The sequence below is a fragment of the Cupriavidus sp. F041 genome (assembly GCF_057814235.1).
In genome coordinates this window covers 3,527,865-3,550,845 of record NZ_JBVASY010000002.1, presented here as the reverse complement: position 1 = coordinate 3,550,845, position 22,981 = coordinate 3,527,865, and the positions used below count along the sequence as shown (strand labels likewise).

At 66.4% G+C, this 22,981-nt stretch carries 22 protein-coding genes; 13 read left to right on the top strand and 9 right to left on the bottom strand.

The window, feature by feature from the left end; translation table 11 throughout:
• From ACZY0R_RS33735 to mtgA, 7 genes are all read left to right on the top strand, one after another.
• Nucleotides 1-621: a YqiA/YcfP family alpha/beta fold hydrolase gene (locus tag ACZY0R_RS33735; protein ID WP_488864601.1), complete on the top strand. Its 621-nt coding sequence runs from the start codon at nucleotides 1-3 to the stop codon at nucleotides 619-621.
• 7 nt (nucleotides 622-628) lie between these two features.
• On the top strand, nucleotides 629-1,249 hold the full coding sequence (locus ACZY0R_RS33730) for a chorismate--pyruvate lyase family protein (RefSeq protein ID WP_488864599.1): 621 nt from the start codon (nucleotides 629-631) through the stop codon (nucleotides 1,247-1,249).
• 65 nt (nucleotides 1,250-1,314) lie between these two features.
• The gene (gene fabG, locus ACZY0R_RS33725) at nucleotides 1,315-2,055 is read left to right on the top strand and encodes a 3-oxoacyl-ACP reductase FabG (protein ID WP_045237119.1); all 741 of its coding nucleotides are present in this window, start codon (nucleotides 1,315-1,317) and stop codon (nucleotides 2,053-2,055) included.
• Between the two features lie 181 nt (nucleotides 2,056-2,236).
• Nucleotides 2,237-4,372, top strand: a complete 2,136-nt coding sequence (locus ACZY0R_RS33720) for a ribonuclease catalytic domain-containing protein (RefSeq protein ID WP_488864596.1) — start codon at nucleotides 2,237-2,239, stop codon at nucleotides 4,370-4,372.
• A 161-nt stretch (nucleotides 4,373-4,533) separates the two neighbouring features.
• Nucleotides 4,534-5,403: an energy transducer TonB gene (locus ACZY0R_RS33715; protein WP_045237117.1), complete on the top strand. Its 870-nt coding sequence runs from the start codon at nucleotides 4,534-4,536 to the stop codon at nucleotides 5,401-5,403.
• Nucleotides 5,403-6,296, top strand: a complete 894-nt coding sequence (gene aroE, locus ACZY0R_RS33710) for a shikimate dehydrogenase (RefSeq protein WP_488866331.1) — start codon at nucleotides 5,403-5,405, stop codon at nucleotides 6,294-6,296. Before ACZY0R_RS33715 ends, aroE begins: the two co-directional genes overlap by 1 nt.
• Before the next feature lie 93 nt (nucleotides 6,297-6,389).
• Entirely contained in the window at nucleotides 6,390-7,091 is a 702-nt protein-coding gene (gene mtgA / locus ACZY0R_RS33705; protein ID WP_488866329.1) for a monofunctional biosynthetic peptidoglycan transglycosylase, read from the top strand.
• Nucleotides 7,092-7,115: 24 nt separating this feature from the next.
• Here the strand turns inward: mtgA and corA are convergent, their stop codons facing one another.
• Both corA and ACZY0R_RS33695 read right to left on the bottom strand, forming a co-directional pair.
• The gene (gene corA, locus ACZY0R_RS33700) at nucleotides 7,116-8,078 is read right to left on the bottom strand and encodes a magnesium/cobalt transporter CorA (RefSeq protein WP_488864594.1); all 963 of its coding nucleotides are present in this window, start codon (nucleotides 8,076-8,078) and stop codon (nucleotides 7,116-7,118) included.
• Between the two features lie 502 nt (nucleotides 8,079-8,580).
• Complete coding sequence (locus tag ACZY0R_RS33695) at nucleotides 8,581-9,483, bottom strand: DMT family transporter (RefSeq protein WP_488864592.1); 903 nt, start codon at nucleotides 9,481-9,483, stop codon at nucleotides 8,581-8,583.
• 170 nt (nucleotides 9,484-9,653) lie between these two features.
• Here ACZY0R_RS33695 and pyrF point away from each other — a divergent pair, with 170 nt between their 5' ends.
• Entirely contained in the window at nucleotides 9,654-10,472 is an 819-nt protein-coding gene (pyrF, locus tag ACZY0R_RS33690; RefSeq protein ID WP_035875662.1) for an orotidine-5'-phosphate decarboxylase, read from the top strand.
• A 39-nt stretch (nucleotides 10,473-10,511) separates the two neighbouring features.
• On the opposite strand, the gene ACZY0R_RS33685 is transcribed toward pyrF, so the two are convergent.
• The 3 genes from ACZY0R_RS33685 to thiL all read right to left on the bottom strand — a co-directional run bounded on the left by ACZY0R_RS33685 (nucleotide 10,512) and on the right by thiL (nucleotide 12,698).
• Nucleotides 10,512-11,009, bottom strand: coding sequence for a CinA family protein (locus ACZY0R_RS33685; protein WP_035875451.1), 498 nt, complete (start codon nucleotides 11,007-11,009; stop codon nucleotides 10,512-10,514).
• A gap of 36 nt (nucleotides 11,010-11,045) precedes the next feature.
• Nucleotides 11,046-11,612 carry a phosphatidylglycerophosphatase A family protein gene (locus ACZY0R_RS33680; RefSeq protein ID WP_488866327.1) on the bottom strand — a complete coding sequence of 189 codons (567 nt, stop codon included), beginning with the start codon at nucleotides 11,610-11,612 and terminating at the stop codon, nucleotides 11,046-11,048.
• 105 nt (nucleotides 11,613-11,717) lie between these two features.
• On the bottom strand, nucleotides 11,718-12,698 hold the full coding sequence (gene thiL / locus ACZY0R_RS33675; RefSeq protein WP_488864590.1) for a thiamine-phosphate kinase: 981 nt from the start codon (nucleotides 12,696-12,698) through the stop codon (nucleotides 11,718-11,720).
• Between the two features lie 350 nt (nucleotides 12,699-13,048).
• Here thiL and ACZY0R_RS33670 point away from each other — a divergent pair, with 350 nt between their 5' ends.
• From ACZY0R_RS33670 to ACZY0R_RS33660, 3 genes are all read left to right on the top strand, one after another.
• On the top strand, nucleotides 13,049-15,373 hold the full coding sequence (locus ACZY0R_RS33670) for an NADP-dependent malic enzyme (protein WP_488864588.1): 2,325 nt from the start codon (nucleotides 13,049-13,051) through the stop codon (nucleotides 15,371-15,373).
• 406 nt (nucleotides 15,374-15,779) lie between these two features.
• Nucleotides 15,780-16,124, top strand: a complete 345-nt coding sequence (locus ACZY0R_RS33665; protein WP_488866325.1) for a ribonuclease — start codon at nucleotides 15,780-15,782, stop codon at nucleotides 16,122-16,124.
• Nucleotides 16,121-16,720, top strand: coding sequence for a barstar family protein (locus tag ACZY0R_RS33660; protein ID WP_488864586.1), 600 nt, complete (start codon nucleotides 16,121-16,123; stop codon nucleotides 16,718-16,720). Before ACZY0R_RS33665 ends, ACZY0R_RS33660 begins: the two co-directional genes overlap by 4 nt.
• A gap of 81 nt (nucleotides 16,721-16,801) precedes the next feature.
• Here ACZY0R_RS33660 and ACZY0R_RS33655 read toward each other — a convergent pair whose 3' ends face one another.
• The 4 genes from ACZY0R_RS33655 to ACZY0R_RS33640 all read right to left on the bottom strand — a co-directional run bounded on the left by ACZY0R_RS33655 (nucleotide 16,802) and on the right by ACZY0R_RS33640 (nucleotide 19,720).
• Nucleotides 16,802-17,431 (bottom strand): YidB family protein, encoded by a 630-nt coding sequence (locus ACZY0R_RS33655; RefSeq protein ID WP_488864584.1) that lies wholly within the window; start codon nucleotides 17,429-17,431, stop codon nucleotides 16,802-16,804.
• Between the two features lie 52 nt (nucleotides 17,432-17,483).
• Nucleotides 17,484-18,239, bottom strand: a complete 756-nt coding sequence (locus ACZY0R_RS33650) for a 16S rRNA (uracil(1498)-N(3))-methyltransferase (protein ID WP_488864582.1) — start codon at nucleotides 18,237-18,239, stop codon at nucleotides 17,484-17,486.
• The gene (locus ACZY0R_RS33645) at nucleotides 18,239-18,679 is read right to left on the bottom strand and encodes a VOC family protein (protein WP_488864580.1); all 441 of its coding nucleotides are present in this window, start codon (nucleotides 18,677-18,679) and stop codon (nucleotides 18,239-18,241) included. Before ACZY0R_RS33645 ends, ACZY0R_RS33650 begins: the two co-directional genes overlap by 1 nt.
• A gap of 72 nt (nucleotides 18,680-18,751) precedes the next feature.
• Nucleotides 18,752-19,720, bottom strand: a complete 969-nt coding sequence (locus tag ACZY0R_RS33640; protein ID WP_488864578.1) for a spermine/spermidine synthase domain-containing protein — start codon at nucleotides 19,718-19,720, stop codon at nucleotides 18,752-18,754.
• Between ACZY0R_RS33640 and tkt the strand changes: the two genes are divergently transcribed.
• Both tkt and gap read left to right on the top strand, forming a co-directional pair.
• Nucleotides 19,719-21,755 carry a transketolase gene (tkt, locus tag ACZY0R_RS33635; protein WP_488864576.1) on the top strand — a complete coding sequence of 679 codons (2,037 nt, stop codon included), beginning with the start codon at nucleotides 19,719-19,721 and terminating at the stop codon, nucleotides 21,753-21,755. The two genes, ACZY0R_RS33640 and tkt, sit on opposite strands and share 2 nt — an antisense overlap.
• A gap of 97 nt (nucleotides 21,756-21,852) precedes the next feature.
• Nucleotides 21,853-22,851 (top strand): type I glyceraldehyde-3-phosphate dehydrogenase, encoded by a 999-nt coding sequence (gap, locus tag ACZY0R_RS33630; protein WP_045240731.1) that lies wholly within the window; start codon nucleotides 21,853-21,855, stop codon nucleotides 22,849-22,851.
• Nucleotides 22,852-22,981: the final 130 nt, after the last annotated feature.

Genomic DNA, 22,981 nt, shown 5'->3' with positions numbered 1-22,981 from the left:
ATGTTGTTGTACCTGCATGGTTTTCGTTCCTCGCCGCAGTCGTTCAAGGCGCGGCTGGTCCAGGAGCGCATGCGCGAATGGGGCGTTGGCCGCTATTACGCCTGCCCCGTGCTGAACGTGTCGCCGGCGGCGGCCATCGCCCAGGCGGAAGCGGCGATCGCGGCGTCCCAGGCGGGCGGCGCGCAGCCGCTCACCATCATCGGGTCTTCGCTGGGCGGTTTCTATGCCCGCTGGCTGGCCGAGCGCCACGGCTGCCGCGCGGTGCTGCTCAACCCGACTGTGCATCCTTGGACCGACCTTGAGCGTTACCTGGGCGACCAGCCGCTCTGGCATGGCGGCGGTTCGGTGCGCGTGGAACGGCATCACCTGGACGAACTACTGGCGCTGCGGGTCGAGGCCATCACCCGGCCGGAGCGCTATTTCCTCATGGCCGCCACCGGCGACGAGGTGCTGGACTATCGCGAGATGCTGGCGGCGTTCCCCGGCGCGCACACGCGCGTCATCGAGGGCAGCGACCACGGCATCAGCGAATTTGCCGGCTACGTCGACGAAGTCCTGGCCTTCTGCGGCTATGGTCCCGGTGGCCAGATCAGCCCGGTCAACCCGGAGCCGCAGGCATGAGTGCGCTATGAGCGGGGCGCATGTGCGCCGCAGCGGTTGGCACTCCCACTTACCCGAAGATCCCGCCATCAGCGCGAACCTGCGCCGCTGGGTCATTGGTGACGGCTCGCTGACTGCACGGCTGGTGGCGGCATCGAGCCGGTTCCGGGTGCGTTGCCTGGCGCAGCGCATGGAGCTTGCCCTGGCCGACGAATGGCAGGCGCTGGGCCTGCCCGCGCGCCATCACGCGCTGGCGCGGGAGGTACTGCTGGTCTGCGACGGCGTGCCGGCCATCTTTGCCCATACCGTGGTGAAACCCGACCATGCCCGGCGCGACTGGCCATTCCTGCGCGGCCTGGGCGAGCGCCCCCTGGGCGGCGCGCTGTTTGTCGATCCCCGCGTGCTGCGCGAGCCGTTCGCATTTGCTCGCTTGTTGCCGCATCACCCGTTGCGGCGCCGGCTGGAGCAGGCGGTGCCGGCGATGCGCGAACTGCCCCCGTCCTCCATGTTGCCGGCGCGGCGCTCGGTCTTCCGGCGCGGCGGCGGGGTCATGCTGGTGACCGAGGTGTTCCTGCCGGACCTGCGGGAGCGGCCCGCGCCGGAAAGCCCGAATGCGCCCGCGTCCAATCAGGGCGGTTCGGACCAGTAGCGCGCAAGTACCCATCCAAAGCAAGAACATCCCACGACCACTACCAAGAAGAAGAGACCAACAACATGAAATTGCAGGGACGTGTTGCCGTCATCACCGGCGCTGCCGCCGGCATCGGCTTTGCCACCGCGCAGCGCTTTGCCGCAGAAGGCGCGCTGGTGGTGCTTTGCGATGTGCAGGAAGAGCGCGTGCGTGCCGCCGCCGGGACCCTCGCCGCGACGGGTGCTACCGTCAGCGCCTTCAAGGTCGATGTGACGCGCCGCGACGAAGTGGACGCCATGGTCGCGGCCACGCTCGCCAAACACGGCCGCATCGACATCCTCGTCAATAACGCCGGCATCACCAAGGATGCGCGGCTGGCCAAGATGAGCGAGGCCCAGTTCGACGCGGTGATCGACGTCAACCTCAAGGGCGTATTCAACTGCGCGCAGGCGGTGGCTTCGATCATGACCGAGCAAGGTAGTGGTGTGATCCTTAATGCATCCAGCGTGGTGGGCCTGTATGGCAACTTCGGCCAGACCAACTATGCGGCCAGCAAATTCGGCGTGATCGGCTTTACCAAGACGTGGGCGCGCGAACTGGGTCCCAAGGGCGTGCGCGTCAACGCGGTTTGCCCGGGCTTCGTCGCGACCGAGATCCTGCAGACCGTGCCGGAGAAGGTGCTCGACGGCATGAAATCGTCCTGCTGGCTGCGCCGGCTGGCCGAACCAGCGGAAATCGCCAGCATCTATACCTTCCTGGCCAGCGACGACGCCAGCTACGTCAATGGCGTGGCGATCGAGGCCAGCGGCGGCATGTCGCTGTAACAGCTTGACCCGCGCCGGGCTTGCCGCCGGCGCGGTGCGGTATCATCTCAGGTCCGGTTGCCGTCTCGCCTGAGGGCGGCCTTGCACCATTTCTCTCACCGGGCCGTTCCCACAGGCGTTACAAAGCGCCAGGGCGCTTGTTTTCCAGAACGGTTCCCGGCATTTCTGAAAGTACCGATCCATGCAGTTGCTGTTCGAAGAAGGCGGCGAGATTCGCGCCGGCACCGTGCTGACCCAGCAGGGCGAGTCATACCAGGTGGAGCTGCCCGCGGGCAAACGCACCAAGGTCAAGTCGCGTGACGTACTGTTGCAGTTCGCGCAGCCGTCGGCGATCGAGCTGGTGCGCCAGACCGCCGAGCTGGCCGGCGAGATCGACCTGCCGTTCCTGTGGGAATGCGCGTCGGAGGAAGAGTTCGGATTCACCGACCTGGCCGCCGAGTATTTCGGCGCGGCGGCGAGCGTGGTGCAGCAAGCTGCGCTGGCGCAGGCGCTGCACGGCAATCCGGTCTATTTCCGCCGCAAGGGACGTGGGCGCTACCAGCGCGCGCCGGAAGACCAGCTCAACGCAGCGCTCGCCGCACTCGAACGCAAAAAGCAGCAAGCCCTGGTGCAGGCCGAATACGAAGCCCAGCTCAAGGCCATGACGTTGCCCGACGCCTTCCGAGGCAAGGCACTGCAGCTGCTGTTCAAGCCCGACAAGAACAGCCTCGAATACAAGGCGATGGACGCCGCCTGCACCGCGCTTGGCATGTCGCCGATGCGGCTGATGGTGGCAGTGGGCGGCATTGCCAGCCCGCGCGCGCTGCATGAGGCCAAATTCCTCTCTGAATGCTTTCCCAAGGGCACGGGCTTTCCCGACGTGCCCGTGCCGGAACCCGTCGGCGACCTGCCGCGCGCGGAGGTGGAGGCGTTTTCCATCGACGACGTCACTACCACCGAGATCGACGATGCGCTGTCGGTCACGCCGCTCGACGGTGGCCAGATCCGCGTGGGCATCCATATCGCGGCCCCCGGCCTCGGCATCCGCCGTGGCGAGCCGCTCGATGCCGTGGCGCGCCAGCGCTTGTCGACCGTGTATTTCCCCGGTGACAAGATCACCATGCTGCCCGACGATGTGGTGGAGCGCTACACGCTGCAGGAAGGGCGCGAGTGCCCGGCCTTGTCGCTGTACGTGGTCTACGATCCGGCCCAGCAAGCCATCGTCAGCAGCGAGACCCGTGCCGAAATGGTCATGATCGCGGCCAACCTGCGCCACAACCTGCTTGAGGACGTGGTGACCGAGGCCGCGCTTGCCGCAGGCACCGGCGACTACCCGTTCCGCGAGGCGCTGACCCAGCTGTGGCACTTCTCCGGATGGCTGCACGATGAACGCCAGAAGGCGCGCCTGGCGAGCGGGCTGCGGCCCGAGTCGCACAACCGCGCCGACTACAACTTCTACCTCGACGAACTGGCCGACGGCAGCGAGCGCGTGCGCATCGAGCAGCGCCGGCGCGGCTCTCCGCTCGACAAGATCGTGGCCGAGCTGATGATCCTGGCCAACAGCACCTGGGGCAAGCTGCTCGCTGACCACGGCGTGCCGGGCATCTACCGCACGCAGAAGGCCTGGGGCATGCACCGCACCCGCATGCAGACCTATCCGGCCCCGCATGAAGGGCTGGGCGTGGCGCAGTACGCCTGGAGCACTTCGCCGCTGCGGCGCTATGTCGACCTCGTCAACCAGTGGCAGATCCTGGCGGTGGCCCAGCATGGCATCACGGCCAAGCTGGTGGCGCCGTTCAAGCCCAAGGACTCCGACCTGCTGGCTGCCGTGGCCGACTTCGAAGGCACCTACGCCGCTTATGCCGATCACCAGTCGACCATGGAACGCTACTGGTGCCTGCGCTGGCTGCAACAGGAAAAGCGCGAGCGCCTGATGGGCTCGGTGCTCAAGGAAGGCGCGGTGCGCTTTGCCGAGATCCCGCTGGTCACGCGCGTGCCCGAACTGGTCCAGGCCTCGCGCGGTACCCAGGTGCTGCTGGAAATCGGCGCAACCGACGAAATCTCGCTGGAGGTGTCGTGCCGGCTCCTGGAGATCTTTGCCGGCGAAGGCGAATTGCCGTCGGAAGAGCTGGAAGGCGACGACGAAGCCAGCGAAGTGTCGGCCGAAGCCGCCGCTGAAGCTGCTGCCGAGGAGGCCGCCGAAGCCGCCGCCGAGGGCGCGGCCGCCGACGCGGCCGCGGAAGGCAGCGCCGAGGGCGACGCCGCGAGTGCCGAAGGTGCCACAAGCGAAGGCGCTTCGTCGGAGACACGCGACACCGGCGCCGGTGGCGCGGGCTGAGGTCCTCGGAAAAAACGAGGCGCTCCCTTACAATCGCAGTCTGAACCGGGGTCCGACCGACCCCGGCCCCGGTCTTGTCCCATCGACGCCGTACAGCCAACGCCCCGCCCATCGTGAAAGCCGCTTTTTCTCCCCGCCAGTGGTGGAACGCCAGCAGCACGATGGCCAAGGCGCTGGTCGTCTCGGTGCTTGCCCATGTCCTGCTGCTGACCGTGCGCGTGGTGGCGCCGGAGGCGTTCGAGATCAAGCGCACCGATGCCGCGCTCGACGTGGTGCTGGTCAATTCCAAGTCGGCGCAGCGTCCGCAGAATCCCACCGTGCTGGCCCAGGCCAACCTCGACGGCGGCGGCGAGCAGGACCAGCAGCGCGCGACCACGCCGCTGCCGGCCCAGACCGTCACCAAGGACGGCGACCTGGTGCGCCAGATGCAGCGCCGCGTGGAGCAGATGGAGCAGGAGCAGCAGCGCCTGATGACGCAGTCGCGCGAAGCCGCGCCGGCCGTGCGCAGCCAGCCGCTCAAGCCCGGCCAGCAGCGCACGGAGCATCCGCTGCGCGGGCAGGACGAACGTACCTCGCTCGACGAGATGGCCAGGCTCGAAGCCGAGATTGGCCGCAACCTCGAGCAATACGCCAAGCGTCCCAAGCGCTACCAGCTCACCGCCACCAGCGCGCAGGAAGTCGAATATGCGCAGTACTACGACCGCCTGCGCCAGAAGATCGAGGCGCGCGGCACCACCGATTTTCCCCAGCGCAACGGCAAGCCGCTGTACGGGCAACTGATCCTGGTGATCAACGTCAACCGGCAGGGCAAGCTCGGCTATAACCGCGACGGCTACAACATCGATGCCATCGACGTGGTCAAGAGCTCGGGCGATCCCGCGCTGGACCGCCAGGCGGTGGCGATCGTGCGGGCCGCGGCGCCGTTTGGCCACTTTACGCCGCAGATGCAGGCGCGCCAGGATATTCTCGAAGTCATCTCCACCTTCAAGTTTTCGCGCAGTGGGCTGGAAACACGCTTACAGGCCCGATGATGTCCTCTACTACGACTATGCAATCCCAGACCCAGGCCGACCGCTATGTGGTGATCGGCAATCCCATCGCACACAGCCGCTCGCCCGCCATCCATGCCGCCTTCGCGCAGCAGACCGGCGAGGCCGTCGAGTACGAGCGCCTGCTGGCGCCGCTGGACGGATTCGTTGCCGCCGTGCGCGCCTTCTTCGAGAGTGGTGGCCACGGCCTGAACGTGACCGTCCCCTTCAAGCTCGAAGCCTATGACCTGGCTGAGCGCCTGACGCCGCGCGCCGAAAGCGCCGGCGCGGTCAACACCATGTGGATCGAGGACGGCGTGATCCATGGCGACAACACCGACGGAGTCGGCCTCACGCGGGACATCGAGATCAATCTCGATACCTTGCTCGAAGGCAAGCGCATCCTGTTGCTGGGCGCCGGCGGCGCGGCCATGGGCGCCATGCTGCCGCTGATTGCCTGCCGGCCCGATCGCATCGTGGTGGCCAACCGCACGCCCCAGCGCGCCAGCGACATCCTGGAAAACGTGGCTCAGCAGGCCGACGAATACGGCGTGGAATTGTGGGGCGGCGGCTTCGACGCGCTCGCGGGTTTGTCCGAGGACGACGCCTGCGACGTGGTGATCAATGCCACCAGCAGCAGCCTGCAGGGCGAACTGCCGCCGGTGCCGGCGGAGCTGCTGGGCAAGGATGTGCTCGCCTACGACATGATGTACGGCGCCGAGCCCACGGTGTTCCTGAAGTTCGCCGCCCAATGCGGCGCGCGCACCGCGGACGGACTGGGCATGCTGGTCGAGCAGGCCGCCGAAGCCTTCTACAACTGGCGCGGCGTGCGGCCTGCCACCGCTCCCGTGCTGGCAGCGCTGCGCGCCGAACTCCAGGCCGAAGCCGCGCGTTGAGCGCGGCGCTGCGGCCTGCAGGCATCGAACATGGCTGAGCGCAAGCGCACCGACCGTTCGGGGCCTGCCACGCGCGGCGGCGGTCTGAACCCGCTGCGCTGGCTCGCCTACCTTCTCGGCACGCTGATCGCCGGCGTGCTGGCCATGCAGGTCTATTTCTTCCTGCAGATCGCTGCCTGGCAATACGTGAACCCGTCGTCCACGGCGTTCATGCGGGCCGAGCAGTGGCGGTTGTGCGGCTTTCATTTCTGGAGCTGCCAGGTGGACCGCCGCTGGGTCGGCTATGACGATATCTCGCGCAGCCTCAAGCGCGCGGTGATCGCCAGCGAGGACGCCGACTTCGTCAACCATCCCGGCTACGAACTGGACGCCATGCTCGATGCGTGGGAGCGCAACAAGAAGCGCGGCCACATCGTGCGCGGCGGCTCCACCATCACCCAGCAACTGGCGAAGAATCTCTTTCTCTCGTCAGAGCAGCACTACCTGCGCAAAGGGCAGGAGCTGGCCATCACCTGGATGCTCGAGTTCTGGCTCGACAAGCAACGCATCTTCGAGATCTACCTGAATTCAGTGGAGTGGGGCGAAGGCGTGTTCGGGGCGGAGGCCGCGGCCCAGCACTACTTCAAGACCAGCGCGGCCAGGGTGAGCGTGGGCCAGGCAGCGCGCCTGGCCGCCGCGCTGCCGGCGCCGAAATGCTTCGACAAGAAGCAGTACTGCGCCAACGTGCGCGTGAACTTCAAGGCCAAGGCCAATATCATCGCGCGCCGCATGGGCGCGGCCACGCTGCCGGACTGAGCACGGCGGCAGCCGCGCCGCCACTTAGCTCAGCCAGCCCTTGCGCTTGAAATACACCAGCGGAATCGCCGCCGACACCGCCATCAGCGCGATCGCCCACGGATAGCCCGCGGACCAGTCCAGCTCCGGCATGAACTTGAAGTTCATGCCGTAGATGCTGGCGATCAGCGTGGGCGGCATCAGCGCCACCGACACCACCGAGAACAGCTTGATGATCTTGTTCTGGTTGATGTTGATGAAGCCGACCGTGGCGTCCATCAGGAAGTTGATCTTGTCGAACAGGAACGCGGTGTGGTTCTCGATGGAGTCGATATCGCGCAGGATCTGGCGGGCTTCGTCCTGCTGCTCGGCCGACAGCAACTGGCTGCGCATCAGGAAGGAGACCGCGCGGCGCGTATCCATGACGTTGCGGCGGATGCGGCCGTTCAGGTCTTCCTCGCGGGCGATGGTTTCCAGCACGTCTGCGGCGGCGGCATCGGTCACGTTTTCGGCCAGCACGCGCTTGCTGGCTTCCTCCAGCCGTTCGTAGACTTCCTCGATGGAGTCCGCCGAGTATTCCGCATCGGTGGCGTAAAGATCCATCAGCACATCCTTGGCGTTGCGCACCGAACCCGGCCGCATGCGCGCGCGCAACCGCACCAGCCGGAACACCGGGAGGTCTTCGTCGTGGATGGAGAACAGCACGTCGCGGGTCAGCACGAACGCCACGCGCACGTTGCGCGAGATCTCTTCCTCGTCGAGCAGGAAGTCGGTGCGGATATGGATGTTCTCGTCTTCGCCCTCGAAGTAGCGGGCCGAGGCTTCCAGGTCGCCCAGGTCTTCCAGTTCCGGCAGGGCTACGCCGTACGCTTCCTTGATCCAGGCGAGTTCTTCTTCATCGGGGCTGATGACGTCGATCCAGATCGGCTTGTGCTGCAGAAGTTCATTGCGATCGTCGACCTGCTCCTGTGCGAGCCGGCCTTTCTGCAGGACGAACAGGTTGATCATCCCAGGGCTTCCTTGTTGCGTTTGGCGAAGAAACGCGCAGGCTAGGCTTGGCCGGCCCTGGGCGAACCCACGCTTCGCGCGCAATGGCGAAGCATAAGCCCGCTGGCAAGCGTGATCGCGCTGCGCGCTTCTGCGAGCGTGCAAGGCGATGGCGTTTGCCGTTCATGGCTGGCAAGCCGGGAGAGGGAAAGTCCGGGACGAGGCGGCGCGCGCGGCGGCGGCCGTCAGGGGCACGGAAGAACACTCACCCGCAGTATGTGCTGCGGGCGAGTCCGACGAGGCGGTGGAGCGGGATGGTCCGGCTCCGGCGGTCGTCGTTACGCAGCCCGCAGTGACATGGCATTCGGTGCGATCGCAATCTGGCTGCGGCAACACGAACACCCGATGCTACTGCCCACGTAGTTTCTCCGGGATTATGATGGCCGCGAGTGTAGCCCAACGAGGGGGGCTTGTTAAGTGAAATCTGGGTGAATGCAGGCCCCCCCGGCGCACGGTGTTGCCGTCATGCCGCCCTCGCGCTCCGGCGCCAGCGGCGCAACATCGGCACCAGCAGCACCGAGGCCATGGCGGCGAACATCAGCACGATCGCGGCATAGTCCTGCCAGTGAGGCTGCTCGCCCAGCATCCACATGCCTGAGAACACACCCACCACCGGGATGAACATCATCGACAGGCTCGACACCACCGGCGGCAGGCTGCGCGCCAGCATGAACCAGACGAGGTGGCAGTAGGCGAACACCACTACCGCGTTATAGGCGATTGCCCCCCATTCCACGGCATTGGGCAGACGCCAGCCATGCTCGAGCAGCAGCGTGCCGAGCAGCAGGAAGGGCAGCGTGACCACCAGCATCCAGAAGGTCAGCACGCCGATCGGCATTTCGATCTTGCTGCGCTTCATCATCTGAGTGCCCAGGCCCCAGCCGGCCGCGGCGCCCAGCATCAGCAGGGTGCCGCCCGGGCTGCCGGTCAGCGCCGCGATCTCGCCCGACAGCAGCAGCGCGGTGCCGGCCAGCGCGCAGGCGATGCCGATCCAGGCGGCGGCGCCAATGCGTTCGCGGAACAGCACCAGGCCCCAGACCACGGCCCAGATTGGCATGGTGTAGCCAAGGATGGCGGCGCGCCCGGAGGACAGCATCTTGACGGCGCAGATCGCCAGCAGATGCCAGAACACCATGTTGGGTATCGCCAGCTTGATCACGGTCGGCCACTGCCCCGCCGGGACCCGCAGCGATTCGCCGCGCAGGCGCAAGGCCAGCCCCAGCGCCAGCACGCCGCCGGCCATGCAGAGCAGGCGGAATCCCATGGCCGGGAACTGCGCCACGCCGAGTTTCATGATGGGCCAGTTGATGCCCCAGGCGAGTGTGAGGATGACGAGCAGCACCAGGCTGCGGCGGTCGAGAGACATGGCGGGGTGGCGGCTGTGTGCGACGCCGCTCTTTGTATCGAGGAAGAACGGCAGAAGATAGCACGCAGCGGGTAAAATCGCAGAACGACTGTTGCCGCGGGGGAGCGCCGAGCCGGCCCACAGGGCCCGGCGCGCAGCCGATGCGGCCGACCCAGATTAGCGAGCATTCCATGACTTTCACCGAGCAGTTGGCTGCAGCCTGGCAGCGCAACGATTCCCTCCTATGCGTCGGGCTCGACCCCGATCCCGGCAAGCTGCCCCTGTCCATGACGGGCGCGGGCGGCGCCATTTTCTCCTTCTGCCGCGAGATCGTTGACGCCACCGCCGACCTGGTCTGCGCCTTCAAGCCGCAGATTGCCTATTTTGCGGCGCAGCGGGCCGAAGACCAGCTTGAGCAGCTGATCGCCTATATCCATGACGCCCACCCCGGAATTCCCGTGATCCTGGACGCCAAGCGCGGCGATATCGGCTCGACCGCGCAGCAATACGCCATCGAAGCCTTCGAGCGCTACCGTGCCGATGCGGTCACGGTCAATCCGTACATGGGCCTGGATTCGATGGAGCCCTACCTGGCTTATCCCGATCGTGGCGTGATCGTGCTGTGCCGCACCTCCAATCCTGGCGGCTCGGATGTGCAGTTCCTGCCGGTGGACGGCAAGCCCGTGTACCAGGTGGTGGCCGAAGCGGCCGCCACGCGCTGGAATACCAACGGCCAGATGTCGCTGGTGGTGGGGGCGACCTTCCCCGCGGAGATTGCCAAGGTGCGCGAGATCGTGGGCGACATGCCGCTGCTGATCCCGGGCATCGGAGCCCAGGGCGGTGATATCGAGGCTACTGTTCGCGCCGGGCGAACTGCCGCTGGTACCGGCATGATGATCAATTCCTCGCGCGCCATCCTCTATGCCAGCCGCGAGAAGGATTTCGCCAGCGCCGCGCGCAACGTCGCGCTGCAGACGCGCGAAACCATCAACCGCTACCGCCAGGGCTGAACCGCAGCATCGTTGGCGGCCGTCAGGCCGCTGCGTGCCTCAGGCCTCGTTGCGGACCAGTTCCAGCAGGCCGCGGATGGCGTACTCGGCGGCCTGGCGGCGGATCTGCTGGCGGTCGCCGCGAAAGCGCTGCGTTTCCACCGTGGTGGTGATGCGATTGCTCCAGCCGAAGCAAACCATGCCAACCGGCTTTTCCGGCGTGCCGCCGGTCGGTCCGGCCACGCCGGTGATGGACAGCGCCACCTGGGCGCGGCTGTTGAGCAGGGCGCCTTCGGCCATGGCGCGCGCCACTTCTTCGCTGACCGCGCCGTGATCGCGGATCAGCTTGGCCGGCACCCCCAGCATGGTCGACTTGGCTTCGTTGGAGTAGGTGACGAAGCCGCGCTCGAACCAGCCTGACGAACCCGATACATCCGTAATGGCCGCGGCCACGAGCCCGCCGGTGCAGGACTCCGCCGTAGCGAGCAACAGCGACTTCTCGTTCAGGGAAATACCGACCTGGACGGCAAGCTGGTCGAGCAAGCGGCTGACGGACATGATGGCGGATTCAGTAAGGGTTGCGGGAAGTGCGGATTACAGCGAACGCCACAGGGCGAACACCAGCAGCGTGTAAAAGGCGGCCATCACATCGTCGAACATGACGCCGAAACCGCCGCGCAGGCCGGGTCCCTTGAGCGTGCGGTCGAGATGCCCGATCGGCGCCGGCTTGGCGATATCGAACAGGCGGAACCACAGGAAGGCCGCAAGCTGGCCCCAGAATCCGGTCGGCATCACAAAGGCCATGACCAGCCAGAACGCCACGATTTCGTCCCAGACCATGCTGCCGTGGTCGTGCACGCCCATGTCGCGCGCGGTGCGGGCGCAGGCCCAGAGCCCGAGCAGGAAGCCGCCGGCGATCAGCCATAGCCAGGCCTCCGGCCGCACCCACATCGAGATCACCAGGTATGACAGCCACGCATACAGGGTGCCGACCGTGCCGGGGCCAACCGGCGACAGGCCAGAGCCGAAGCCCAGCGCGATCAGGTGGGCGGGGTGGGAGAGCATGAAGCGCGCCGTGGGGCGCAGGACCTTGGCGGCCTGGCCGGCTTCCAGGGTCAGGGCGGGATCGTGCGCGGAAGGCCCGGGCGGGTAGGCGGACATCAAGGATTGGCTCGTATGGTTCGGATGGGATTTTTCCGGACAACGGGTCCGGGCAGGGTCTGGCGCCCGGCATGGCTGCATCATGACACGGCGGACACTGGCTTGTCAGGAGGAAGCGAAGTGGTCGAAGCTGCTGCCCGAGTAAGCGCTCGGGTTGCCGTCCTCGTTGACCAGGCGCAGGCCGGGTTCGGGGGTGATGGCGCCGACACGCGTCAGCGGCAGCCCCAGCCGCGCGCCGATGGCGGCGACGGCATCGCGGGTGCCTGCGGGCGCGGTGAAGCAGAGTTCGTAGTCATCGCCGCCGGCCAGCGTGCATTCCAGCTGGCGCGCCTCGGGTTGGCCGGCCATCACCTCCGAGCGCGGCAGGGCATCGACGTTGAGCAGGGCGCCCACTTGGGAGCGTGCCAGGATATGGCCCAGATCGCCAACCAGGCCGTCGGAGATGTCTAGTGCCGCATGAGCCACTCCGCGCAGCGCCATGCCCAGCGCCACGCGCGGCGTCGGCGTCTCCATGCGCGGGCGCACCTCGGTGAAATCGGGCTCGGGCAGCAGCCATTCGCCGCGGCAGTCGCCCAGTGCCAGGCGGGCATCGCCGAGCGTGCCGGAGATCCAGATGTCGTCGCCGGGGCGCGCGGCATCGCGTCGCAGCGCCTTGTGCGCGGGCACGTCGCCGAACACCGTCAGGCTCAGCGTGAGGGGGCCGCGCGTGGTGTCGCCGCCGATCAGCTCGCAGCCGTGGGCATCGGCCAGTTCCAGCATGCCGGCGGCCAGTTCGGCCAGCCACTCGGGATCGGCTTCGGGCAAGGCCAGTGCCAGTGTGAACGCGCGGGGTTCCGCGCCCATGGCCGCCAGGTCGGACAGGTTGACGGCCAGCGCCTTGTGGCCCAGCGCCCGCGGCGCCACGTCGGGGAAGAAGTGGCGTCCGCTGACCAGCATGTCGGTGCTGATGGCCAGGTGGTGCCCGGGCCGCCCCTCGATCAGCGCGCAGTCGTCACCCACACCCAGCACGGCCTTGCGCGCGGGCCGGGTAAAGAAACGGCGGATCAGGTCGAACTCGGAGAGCTGGGCGCTGGAGATTTCGGGCATGGGGAGGTTTCGAGGCGGCGGAGATTCGGCGAAGGGCTGGGTAATACCGCCACACGAGTGGCTTGCAGTGGCAAGCTGGCGTCATGCGGGGCGGCAGCTCGCCGGTGTGACTCACTTCCCGGCTCCAGGACCGCGCCGGGGCGGGTTTCGCCCTGCTGGTCAGCCCTGGCGGCTTGCGGCATATTGTACCGAAACGCAAAGGTGCTCCGCGCAAAACGCTTATTGTGAAATAATATTTCACAATATAAAATGCGGGGTTCCAGAGGAAGAGACTGCGGGTACGTGGAGCCGGCCCGCCATTTCGTTTCCAGTAACGTCAATAACGGCTCCACCGACCGGAAGATGCGCCGATGACCAGTCCCCAGCAGCCCACGCCCCCAGAAGACCTGAAGCAGCAGCAGCGTGAGGCGCTGCGCAAAGCTGCCCTGGAATATCACGAGTTTCCGACGCCGGGCAAGATCTCGGTCACGCCGACCAAGCCGCTGTCCAACCAGCGTGACCTGGCGCTGGCCTACTCGCCGGGCGTGGCCGCCGCGTGCGAGGAAATCGTGGTCGATCCGGCCAATTCCTTCCGCTACACCGCGCGCGGCAACCTGGTCGGCGTGATCACCAACGGCACCGCCGTGCTGGGCCTGGGCGACATCGGCCCGGCGGCGTCCAAGCCGGTCATGGAAGGCAAGGCGGGCCTGTTCAAGAAGTTCGCCGGCATCGACGTGTTCGACATCGAACTCGACGAGAAGGACCCCGAGAAGCTGGTGCAGATCATTGCCGCGCTCGAGCCCACCTTCGGCGGCATCAACCTGGAAGACATCAAGGCACCGGAGTGCTTCTACGTCGAGCGCAAGCTGCGCGAACGCATGAAGATTCCCGTCTTCCACGATGACCAGCATGGCACCGCCATCGTGGTCGGCGCGGCGGTCGTCAACGGCCTCAAGGTGGTCGGCAAGGACATCGACAAGGTCAAGCTGGTGGCTTCCGGCGCGGGCGCCGCGGCGCTGGCGTGCCTGGACCTGCTGCTCGACCTGGGCATGAAGCTTGAAAACATCTGGGTGACCGACCTGGCCGGCGTGGTCTACGAAGGCCGCACCGAGCTGATGGACCCGGAAAAGGCCCGTTTCTCGCAAAAGACCGACAAGCGCAAGCTGGCCGAAGTGATCGACGGCGCCGACATCTTCCTGGGCTTGTCCGCCGCCGGCGTGCTCAAGCAGGACATGGTCCAGCGCATGGCCGACAAGCCGCTGGTGCTGGCCTTGGCCAACCCCAACCCGGAAATCCTGCCGGAGCTGGTCAAGGAAGTGCGTCCGGATGCGGTGATCGCCACCGGCCGTACCGACTACCCGAACCAGGTCAACAACGTCCTGTGCTTCCCCTTCATCTTCCGCGGCGCGCTGGATTGCGGCGCGACCACCATCACGCGTGAGATGGAAGTCGCCGCGGCGCATGCGATCGCGGAACTGGCGCGCCAGGAGCAGAGCGACATCGTCGCCACCGCCTACGGCATCCAGGACCTGTCGTTCGGCCCCGAGTACCTGATTCCCAAGCCCTTCGACCCGCGCCTGATCGTCAAGATCGCGCCGGCGGTGGCCGAGGCCGCCATGCAGTCCGGCGTGGCCGCGCGCCCGATCAAGGACATGGACGCGTACCGCCTGCAGTTGCAGCAGTTCGTGTACCACTCGGGCACGCTGATGAAGCCGATCTACGCGGCTGCCCGCCAGGTCGACATGGAGAAGAAGCGCATCGTCTTCGCCGAGGGCGAGGAAGAGCGTGTGCTGCGCGCGGTGCAGGTGATCGTCGATGAAAAGCTGGCCAACCCGATCCTGATCGGCCGCCCGGCCGTGATCGCCCACCGCATCGAGCGCTTCGGCCTGCGCCTGCGCGGCGGCATCGACTTCACCGTGGTCAACCCGGAACACGACGCGCGCTTCCGCGACTACTCCGAGGCGTACTTCAAGATGATGGCCCGCAAGGGCGTCACCCAGCAGTACGCCAAGCTGGAAATGCGCCGCCGCACCACGCTGATCGGCGCCATGCTGGTCAAGCAGGGCGAGGCCGACGGCATGATCTGCGGCACCGTCAGCACCACCGCAGCCCACCTGCGCTACATCGACCAGATCCTGGGCGGTGCCAACGAGGTGTACGCGGCGATGAACGGGCTGGTGCTGCCGGGCCGCCAGATTTTCCTGGTCGACACGCACGTCAATATCGACCCGACCGCCCACCAGCTGGCCGAGATCACCCTGATGGCCGCCGAAGAGCTCAAGCGCTTCGGCATCGTGCCCAAGGTGGCGCTGGTGTCGCACTCGAACTTCGGCTCGTCCGAAGCGCCGTCGGCGCAGAAGATGCGCGAAACGCTGGCGATCCTGCGCGAACGCGCGCCGGAACTCGAGGTGGATGGCGAGATGCACGGCGATTGCGCCCTCGACCCGAAGCTGCGCGACACGCTGGTGCCGGACGGCGCGCTCAAGGGCGAAGCCAACCTGCTGGTGTGCCCGAACATCGATGCGGCCAACATCGCCTACAACCTGCTCAAGGTCGCGGCGGGCAACAATGTGGCAATCGGGCCGATCCTGCTCGGGGTCAAGGCGCCGGTGCATATCCTGACGCCTTCGGCTACGGTGCGGCGTATCGTCAATATGACGTCGCTGGTGGTGGTTGACGCGGCCGCCAAGCGCTAAGCCGCTGTCAGTCTTGAAAAGCCGGGCTTGCCCGGCTTTTTTATCGCCTGCGTGAGGTGGTCAGTGTGTGCACACATCCTATTAACACATTGAAACAATTGAAGTTTTCCACCCGACTGGGGGGCGGGGATTGATTATTTATTGGCATGGGCGTAACCTTATACCTTTGAAGTAGGCGCTCGTTACTCGCAACGATGCCGCCGGTATTCGCGCAGACCGTCCGGGGTGCAGGCAGAAAGGGCAGTTGAGGTGGCGTGGCAGCCGCGCAACGATCCCTTACCAATTTTGTTGGCGCCCCCAGATCAAGACAAGCAACGTGGGTTCCCAGATTCCTTTGACGCAGCGCGCATCACAATGGATTTCAGCCGCCGGTCTGGCGCGAGTGGCAAGCCGGGTGCTGGCAGGCGTGGCGGTTTCGTGCGCGTTGGCCCAGCCTGTGCTGGCGCGTCAGGCGATCGATGATGGCACGGGAACCATCGCGGTACAGCAGTTGCCCAACGAGGCGCAGTTGACGTTGGAACGTATCGAAGCGGGTGGCCCGTTTCCCTACGCCAAGGATGGTTCGAGGTTCGGCAACTACGAGCGCGTCCTGCCGCAAAGGTCGCGCGGTTATTACCGCGAATACACGGTGAAAACAAACAGCCGGAATCGAGGAGCAAGGCGGATCGTATGTGGCGGTGATCAACGCGCCACCAGCGACTGTTATTACACGGACGACCACTACAACAGTTTCAAACGGATAGCCAAATGATGACTGACATTTTCGGATTGGGCGACGCCCTTGCCGCCCGCGAAGAGCGCGGCGCCGGAGATGGCTGGCACCGGGCCCAGACCCAGGCCCAGAATCTTTACGACAACGTGTTGATGATGCCTCGCAACGAGCTCTCGCACCAACCGCCGCTCGCACCCGTTCCCGCAGCCGGCACTGACGGCAGCCAAGAGGGAGCCATGAACCTGTTCAAGACGGTGCGTCCGAACATCGTCCAGTCGATTCGCGCGTTTCGCGTGCCCGAGCTTGCACAGGCGGCGGCGGAGCTGGGCCAGCATTTCCTCTATGCGAACTGCGCGCACTGCCAGAGCAAGGCAGAAGTGCTGGAAACCATCGCCATCAATTTCCTGTTTCCCAAGCATTTCGGGAAGAATTTCGATGCGCTGGCCGATTGCCTGACCGACCTGATCCACAAGGCGGGCGCGCAGCCCGGTTTCGTGATCGTGCTGGAAGGCCTGCCCATCGCGCAGAAGTTCGACAAGGAAGGGCGCGAGGTCCTGCTCGATGTATTCCGCGACGCGGCCGAGTTCTGGGCCGAGCGCAAGGTGCAGTTCCGCGTGTTCTATTCTTTCGCCTGAGCGCCTGCCGCCCACAGGAGAGGCAGGATGACAAAGGCCCGCTTGCAGCGGGCCTTTTGCTTTGCCGGTGCGGCGCGGAGGCTATGCAGCCGGCGGCACCTGGCCTTGCGGCGTGAGCTTGTCGATCAGTTCCGGCAAACCTTCGCTAAGGTGGGCGGCTACATCATCCTGTGACATGCCGGTCGAATTGGCCAGGCTCTCCAGCGCGCCAGTGCCGCCGAGGGCGCCGGCCAGCGCGGACGGCGAGACGGGCTGATTGGCCCCGGTGCCGATCCAGGAGTTGATCTGCTCGCCCAGGCCAGCCTGCGCCAGGACTTGCTGCAAGGCGCCGATGCCGCCAGCCGCCGCGCCCAGTGCGGGCGCGTCGCCAGCGCCCTGCTGGCCCTGGCCTCCAAGCAGGCCGCCCAGCAATCCGCCGAGATCGAGCCCACCGGGTGCGCCGCCAGCCGCGGCGCCGCCGCCCGCACCACCCAACAGCCCGCCGAGCAGCCCACCGAGGCCGCCGAGCGCGCCAAGTCCACCGGCGCCGGCGGCCGGATCGGCCGGATCATGTTCCGCCCCGGGACTGCCTTCGGCGCCTTTATGGCGCATCGCCAGCATGGCCAGCAGCCCGAGCGCCATCATCATCTTCGGGTTCAAGCCGCCAGCGCCGCCTTCGCCGCCGCCGCGCTGCCCGAGCACTCCGCCCAGCACGCTATCGAGTAGTCCCATGATCGACTCCTTCCGGTGAGTGTGGCGCCAGGCCGGGATGGCCCGGATGCCGTCAAAATCCGCCCAATACCGCGTTGAGCGTGGCCAGGCAAGCGAGCCCGGCAGTCTCGGTACGCAAGATGCGCGGCCCGAGTGACACGCCCGTGAAACCTGCGTGCAGCGCCGCAGCTTCCTCGTCCGGCGCGAGTCCGCCTTCCGGTCCGATCAGCAGCGTCACGCCGGTGTCCAGCAGCGCGCCACGCCGCTCCGCGGCAAACGATACCAGCGACTGCGAGGCGCGCGGCGTGACCAGCAACCGAACGCCCCGGGCCGCCGCCGGGTTCGCCTGCAGTCCCAGCCATGATTCCAAGTTAGCCACCGGTGCGACCTCGGGCAAGCGATTGCGTCCGCATTGCTCGCATGCCGCCTCGACCAGCGCCTGCCAGTGCGCGTGGCGTTTCTGCGCGCGCTCTGCCGAGAGCCGGACCACCGAACGTGCCGCCTGCAGCGGCTGGATCGCCGCCACGCCGAGCTCGACGGCTTTCTCTATCAGCCAGTCCATCTTGTCGCCGCCCGCCAGTCCTTGCGCCAGCGTGACGCGGAAGGGTGGCTCGGCCTCAGACGGATCGTGGCCGCCGATCCGCGCCAGCGCATGGCGCTTGCCAATCTCGAGCAGGGTGGCGGCATGGCTGCCGCCGCGCCCGTCGAACAGGGTGATATCGTCGCCCGGGTTGAGCCGCAGTACCTGGACATGCCGCACTACCGCTTCGGGCAGCGGCATGTCGGTCTCGGTGGCCAGGGCGGAATCGATAAAAAAGCGCGGCGGCATCAGGCGGGTCCGTCCTTGTCTTCGCCGGCGGCCTTGTCCAACGGTTTGGCGAATCCCCAACGGTAGCCGTCGGGATCCTTGACCATGCAATAGCGGTCGCCCCAGAACTGGTCGTCGGGCGCCATCAGGCTGACCGCGCCGGCGGCGACAGCGCGTGTGTACATGGCATCGACATCGTCGCAGTACACGTAGAACGTCTGCGGGCATTCGACGCCGAGCGAGCTGGGCGTGCGCGCGGTACTGCCCCAGGCGCCTTCGGGCGCGAACATCACCACCAGTTCGCCCTGGTAGTGCATCTCTGCGTGGGTCGGCACACCGTTTTCGTCGACCACGTTCCCCACGCTGAAACCGAAGGCGCGGTGGTAGAAGTCGAGCGCGCTGCGCCCGTTGCCCACCGTCAGGTAGGGCGTGAGCCAGGGGGTGTTGGCCGGTCTTGTCATGATCGTCTCCTGGTTACGGGAAGCCGCGCGGGGCTTGCCGTGGCGGCAAGACTCGCGGTGCGAATGAGCATCTTACGCGGGTGCGCCGGCGCTGTCGAAAAGCGCTTGCAGGTGGCGGGGAAGGGTGAACAAGGCCGGGTGGAGCGCCGCGTAGTAGCAGCGCAGCGTCCGTTCCAGTTTCCAGGCGCGCAGCCGCTCGCCGAGCAGCGCGGTGCCGGTGCCGCGCACGTCCAGCGCGTCGCTGGCCAGCGCGATGGCCCATGATGCACCGTACACCGGGATAAAGGCGCTGAGGGGCTGGACCTGGGCGAAACACTGGCGCAACCTTGCGCAGAGCACGCGAACCGGGTCGGGGCGGTGCTCCGGCGGGCCGAGTTGCAGGGACAGCGCGCCGCCCGGCGCGAGGCAGCGCCTGGCGGCTTGCAGCCCGTGGGCGGAGAAGAGGGCCGCCGCCGGGCTGGCATCGTCGGCCCCCTTAAGGTCGAACACGATCAGGTCGAACCGCCGCCCGGCACGGCCGAAGGCTTCCATCAAGCCCAAGGCATCGCCAATGGCGAGGTGCACGCGCGGATCGTCGAAGGCGCCCTGGTGGATACCATCGAGCCAGGCTCGGGCCAGCGCCACGACCTCCGGATCGAGTTCGGCCACCACCACCTCGCGCATGAATGGCAGGCGCAGCAGCTCACGCGCCGAGCCGCCGTCGCCGCCGCCGACCACCAGCGCCGAACGTGCCGCGCCATGAGCCACGGCCATGGGGTGCACCATCAGTTCATGCTGGATAAAGGCATCCGCTTCGGCGCACATGACGCGGCCATCGAGGCGGAAGATCCGGCCAAAGCGGGCATTCTCGCCGATCTCGATCTGCTGGTATGGCGAGCGCACCGCCGCCAGCAGCCGAATCTGGCCCAGGGTGGTGCCGATGCCGGGGGCGAGCCATTCGGTCCATTGCAGATGGCCGCCAACAGGGGCCGCCGGGTGCCCGGACTCCGCCTTTCCTTCTGGTAAAATTGCGCTTTTCCCGCCGCCAGGTTCCCGCCGCATGTCTCACCTCGCTCATCCCGCCGCCAGTCCGCACGCTTCGCAGCCCGTCCAACTCATGGCCAACGCCATCCGCGTTCTGGCCATGGACGCCGTCCAGCAGGCCAATTCAGGCCACCCAGGCATGCCAATGGGTATGGCGGATATCGCTGTGGCGTTGTGGGGCCGCCATCTGAAGCATAACCCGACCAACCCCCAGTGGGCTGATCGCGACCGCTTCGTGCTGTCCAACGGCCACGGCTCGATGCTGCTCTATGCGTTGCTGCACCTGACCGGCTACGACCTGCCGCTGGAGGAGCTGAAGAACTTCCGCCAACTGCATAGCAAGACCGCCGGCCACCCGGAATACGGCATCACGCCGGGCGTGGAAACCACCACCGGCCCGCTGGGCCAGGGCCTCACCAACGCGGTGGGCATGGCACTGGCAGAACGCCTGCTGGGCGAGGAATTCAACCGCCCCGGCTTCGATATCGTCAATCACCACACCTATGTGTTCCTGGGCGACGGCTGCCTGATGGAAGGCATCAGCCACGAAGCCTGCTCGCTGGCCGGTACGCTGAAATTGAACAAGCTGGTCGCGCTGTGGGACGACAATGGCATCTCGATCGACGGCGATGTCGTGCACTGGTTTGCCGACGATACCCCGAAGCGCTTCGAAGCCTATGGCTGGAATGTGATTCGCGCGGTGGATGGCCATGACGCCGCCGCCGTCGACGCTGCCATCGCCGAAGCCAAGTTCAGCGATCGTCCGACCCTGATCTGCTGCCGTACCCTGATCGGCAAGGGTGCGCCCAACAAGGAAGGTGGTCACGATGTGCACGGCGCGCCGCTTGGCGGCGCTGAAATCCTGGCCACGCGTGAAGCGCTGGGCTGGGCCCACGCACCGTTCGAACTGCCGGCCGAAGTCTATACGGCATGGGATGCCAAGGCCCGCGGCGGTTCGCTGGAGAAGGCCTGGAACGCACTGTTCGAGGCTTATGGCGAGCGTTTCCCGTATGAAGCCGGCGAATTCCAGCGCCGTATGCGTGGCGAGCTGCCCGGCGCATTCGACGCTGCCGTGGACGCATTCCTGGCCAAGTGCGAGGAGAAGGCCGAGACGATCGCCACCCGCAAGGCCAGCCAGAACACCATCGAGGCGCTCGCCCCGGTGCTGCCGGAATTCCTGGGCGGCTCGGCCGACCTGACCGGCTCCAACCTGACCAACTGGTCGGGCAGCAAGGCAGTGCGTGCCGATGCCTGGGGCAACCACATCAACTACGGTGTGCGCGAGTTCGGCATGAGCGCCATCATGAACGGCATCACGCTGCACGGCGGCTACATTCCCTACGGCGGCACCTTCCTGACGTTCTCGGACTACAGCCGCAACGCGCTGCGCATGGCGGCGCTGATGAAGATCCGCACGCTGTTCGTGTTCACCCACGACTCCATTGGCCTGGGCGAAGACGGCCCGACCCACCAGTCGATCGAACACGTTGCCAGCCTGCGCCTGATCCCCAACATGGACGTGTGGCGTACCGCCGACACCACCGAGACCGCAGTGGCCTGGGTCCAGGCCGTGCGCCGCGAGAATGGCCCGAGCTGCCTGATCTTCAGCCGCCAGAACCTGCCGTTCCAGAAGCGCGACGATGCGACCCGCGCCAATATCGCGCGCGGCGGATATGTGCTGCGCGACGGCACCAACGCCAAGACCGGCCGTCCGGATGCCGTGATCATCGCCACCGGCTCGGAAGTGGGCCTGGCAGTGGGCGCTGCCGACCAGCTGGCCGCCGACGGCGTGCACGTGCGCGTGGTCTCGGTGCCGGCGACGACGGTGTTCGACAAACAGGATGGCGCCTACAAGGCATCGGTGCTGCCGGCAGGCGTGCCGCGCGTGGCGGTGGAAGCCGGCGTGACGGATTTCTGGTGGAAATACCAGGTCCAGGCCGTGGTGGGCATCGACACCTTCGGCGAATCGGCTCCCGCTGGCGTATTGTTCAAGCACTTCGGCTTCACGGTCGAGAATGTCGTGCGCACCGTGCGCGACACGCTCGGTCAGTAACAAGTATTCCCCGGCCCGAGCAGCGGTCGAGTTGGCCGCGCGGGCCGGCAGACGCTTTCCCGCATCCATCGATCGTTAGCCTACTCAGGAGATAAACATGACCATCAAGATCGGCATCAACGGCTTCGGCCGAATCGGGCGCATGGTGTTCCGCGCAGCCGCCGCCAACTTCAAGGAAATCGAAGTCGTTGGCATCAATGACCTGCTCGAGCCCGACTACCTGGCTTACATGCTGAAGTACGACTCGGTGCACGGCCGCTTCGACGGCGAAGTGTCGGTCGACGGCAACACGCTGATCGTCAACGGCAAGAAGATCCGCCTGACCGCCGTCAAGGACCCGTCCGAACTGAAGTGGGGCGAGATCGGCGCCGACGTGGTGATCGAGTCCACCGGCATCTTCCTGACCAAGGAAGGCGCGCAGAAGCACATCGACGCGGGCGCCAAGAAGGTGATCATGTCGGCCCCGTCGAAGGACGACACCCCGATGTTCGTGTACGGCGTGAACCACGACACGTACAAGGGCGAGGCGATCATCTCCAACGCCAGCTGCACCACCAACTGCCTGGCGCCGGTCGCCAAGGTGCTGAACGACAAGTGGGGCATCAAGCGCGGCCTGATGACCACCGTGCACGCCACCACCGCCACGCAGAAGACCGTTGACGGCCCGTCCAACAAGGACTGGCGCGGTGGCCGCGGCATCCTGGAAAACATCATCCCGTCGAGCACCGGCGCCGCCAAGGCCGTGGGCGTGGTGATCCCCGAGCTGAACAAGAAGCTGACCGGCATGTCGTTCCGCGTGCCGACCTCCGACGTGTCGGTGGTCGACCTGACCGTTGAGCTGGAAAAGGGCGCAACCTACGCCGAGATCTGCGCCGAAATGAAGGCGCAGAGCCAGGGCGCGCTCAAGGGCGTGCTGGGCTACACCGAAGACAAGGTGGTCGCCACCGATTTCCGCGGCGATGCGCGCACCTCGATTTTCGACGCTGAAGCCGGCATCGCGCTGGACTCGACCTTCGTCAAGATCGTGAGCTGGTACGACAACGAGTGGGGCTATTCCAACAAGGTACTGGAAATGGCCCGCGTGGTCGCCAAGTAACTTTGCCGGAACAGATCGGCTAGCGCCGAGAAAAGCGGCATTCCACGGAATGCCGCTTTTTGTCCGCCTGGGTGCAGGCGGATCCGCAAAGGCCGGAAAGCCAGGGCGGGCCCGGAATACCTGTTCCGTT

Excerpts from the sequence above, each read along its gene's own strand:
- thiL (WP_488864590.1), bottom strand. The coding sequence starts at position 12,698 with ATGCCCGAAATCTCCAGCGCCCAGCTCTCCGAGTTCGACCTGATCCGC.
- ACZY0R_RS33660 (WP_488864586.1), top strand. The coding sequence starts at position 16,121 with ATGATGACTGACATTTTCGGATTGGGCGACGCCCTTGCCGCCCGCGAA.
- ACZY0R_RS33730 (WP_488864599.1), top strand. The coding sequence starts at position 629 with ATGAGCGGGGCGCATGTGCGCCGCAGCGGTTGGCACTCCCACTTACCC.
- pyrF (WP_035875662.1), top strand. The coding sequence starts at position 9,654 with ATGACTTTCACCGAGCAGTTGGCTGCAGCCTGGCAGCGCAACGATTCC.
- ACZY0R_RS33640 (WP_488864578.1), bottom strand. The coding sequence starts at position 19,720 with ATGCGGCGGGAACCTGGCGGCGGGAAAAGCGCAATTTTACCAGAAGGA.
- fabG (WP_045237119.1), top strand. The coding sequence starts at position 1,315 with ATGAAATTGCAGGGACGTGTTGCCGTCATCACCGGCGCTGCCGCCGGC.
- ACZY0R_RS33685 (WP_035875451.1), bottom strand. The coding sequence starts at position 11,009 with ATGTCCGTCAGCCGCTTGCTCGACCAGCTTGCCGTCCAGGTCGGTATT.
- ACZY0R_RS33670 (WP_488864588.1), top strand. The coding sequence starts at position 13,049 with ATGACCAGTCCCCAGCAGCCCACGCCCCCAGAAGACCTGAAGCAGCAG.
- ACZY0R_RS33645 (WP_488864580.1), bottom strand. The coding sequence starts at position 18,679 with ATGACAAGACCGGCCAACACCCCCTGGCTCACGCCCTACCTGACGGTG.
- aroE (WP_488866331.1), top strand. The coding sequence starts at position 5,403 with ATGTCCTCTACTACGACTATGCAATCCCAGACCCAGGCCGACCGCTAT.
- ACZY0R_RS33735 (WP_488864601.1), top strand. The coding sequence starts at position 1 with ATGTTGTTGTACCTGCATGGTTTTCGTTCCTCGCCGCAGTCGTTCAAG.
- ACZY0R_RS33695 (WP_488864592.1), bottom strand. The coding sequence starts at position 9,483 with ATGTCTCTCGACCGCCGCAGCCTGGTGCTGCTCGTCATCCTCACACTC.
- ACZY0R_RS33680 (WP_488866327.1), bottom strand. The coding sequence starts at position 11,612 with ATGTCCGCCTACCCGCCCGGGCCTTCCGCGCACGATCCCGCCCTGACC.
- gap (WP_045240731.1), top strand. The coding sequence starts at position 21,853 with ATGACCATCAAGATCGGCATCAACGGCTTCGGCCGAATCGGGCGCATG.
- tkt (WP_488864576.1), top strand. The coding sequence starts at position 19,719 with ATGTCTCACCTCGCTCATCCCGCCGCCAGTCCGCACGCTTCGCAGCCC.
- ACZY0R_RS33715 (WP_045237117.1), top strand. The coding sequence starts at position 4,534 with ATGGCCAAGGCGCTGGTCGTCTCGGTGCTTGCCCATGTCCTGCTGCTG.
- ACZY0R_RS33655 (WP_488864584.1), bottom strand. The coding sequence starts at position 17,431 with ATGGGACTACTCGATAGCGTGCTGGGCGGAGTGCTCGGGCAGCGCGGC.
- ACZY0R_RS33720 (WP_488864596.1), top strand. The coding sequence starts at position 2,237 with ATGCAGTTGCTGTTCGAAGAAGGCGGCGAGATTCGCGCCGGCACCGTG.
- corA (WP_488864594.1), bottom strand. The coding sequence starts at position 8,078 with ATGATCAACCTGTTCGTCCTGCAGAAAGGCCGGCTCGCACAGGAGCAG.
- ACZY0R_RS33650 (WP_488864582.1), bottom strand. The coding sequence starts at position 18,239 with ATGCCGCCGCGCTTTTTTATCGATTCCGCCCTGGCCACCGAGACCGAC.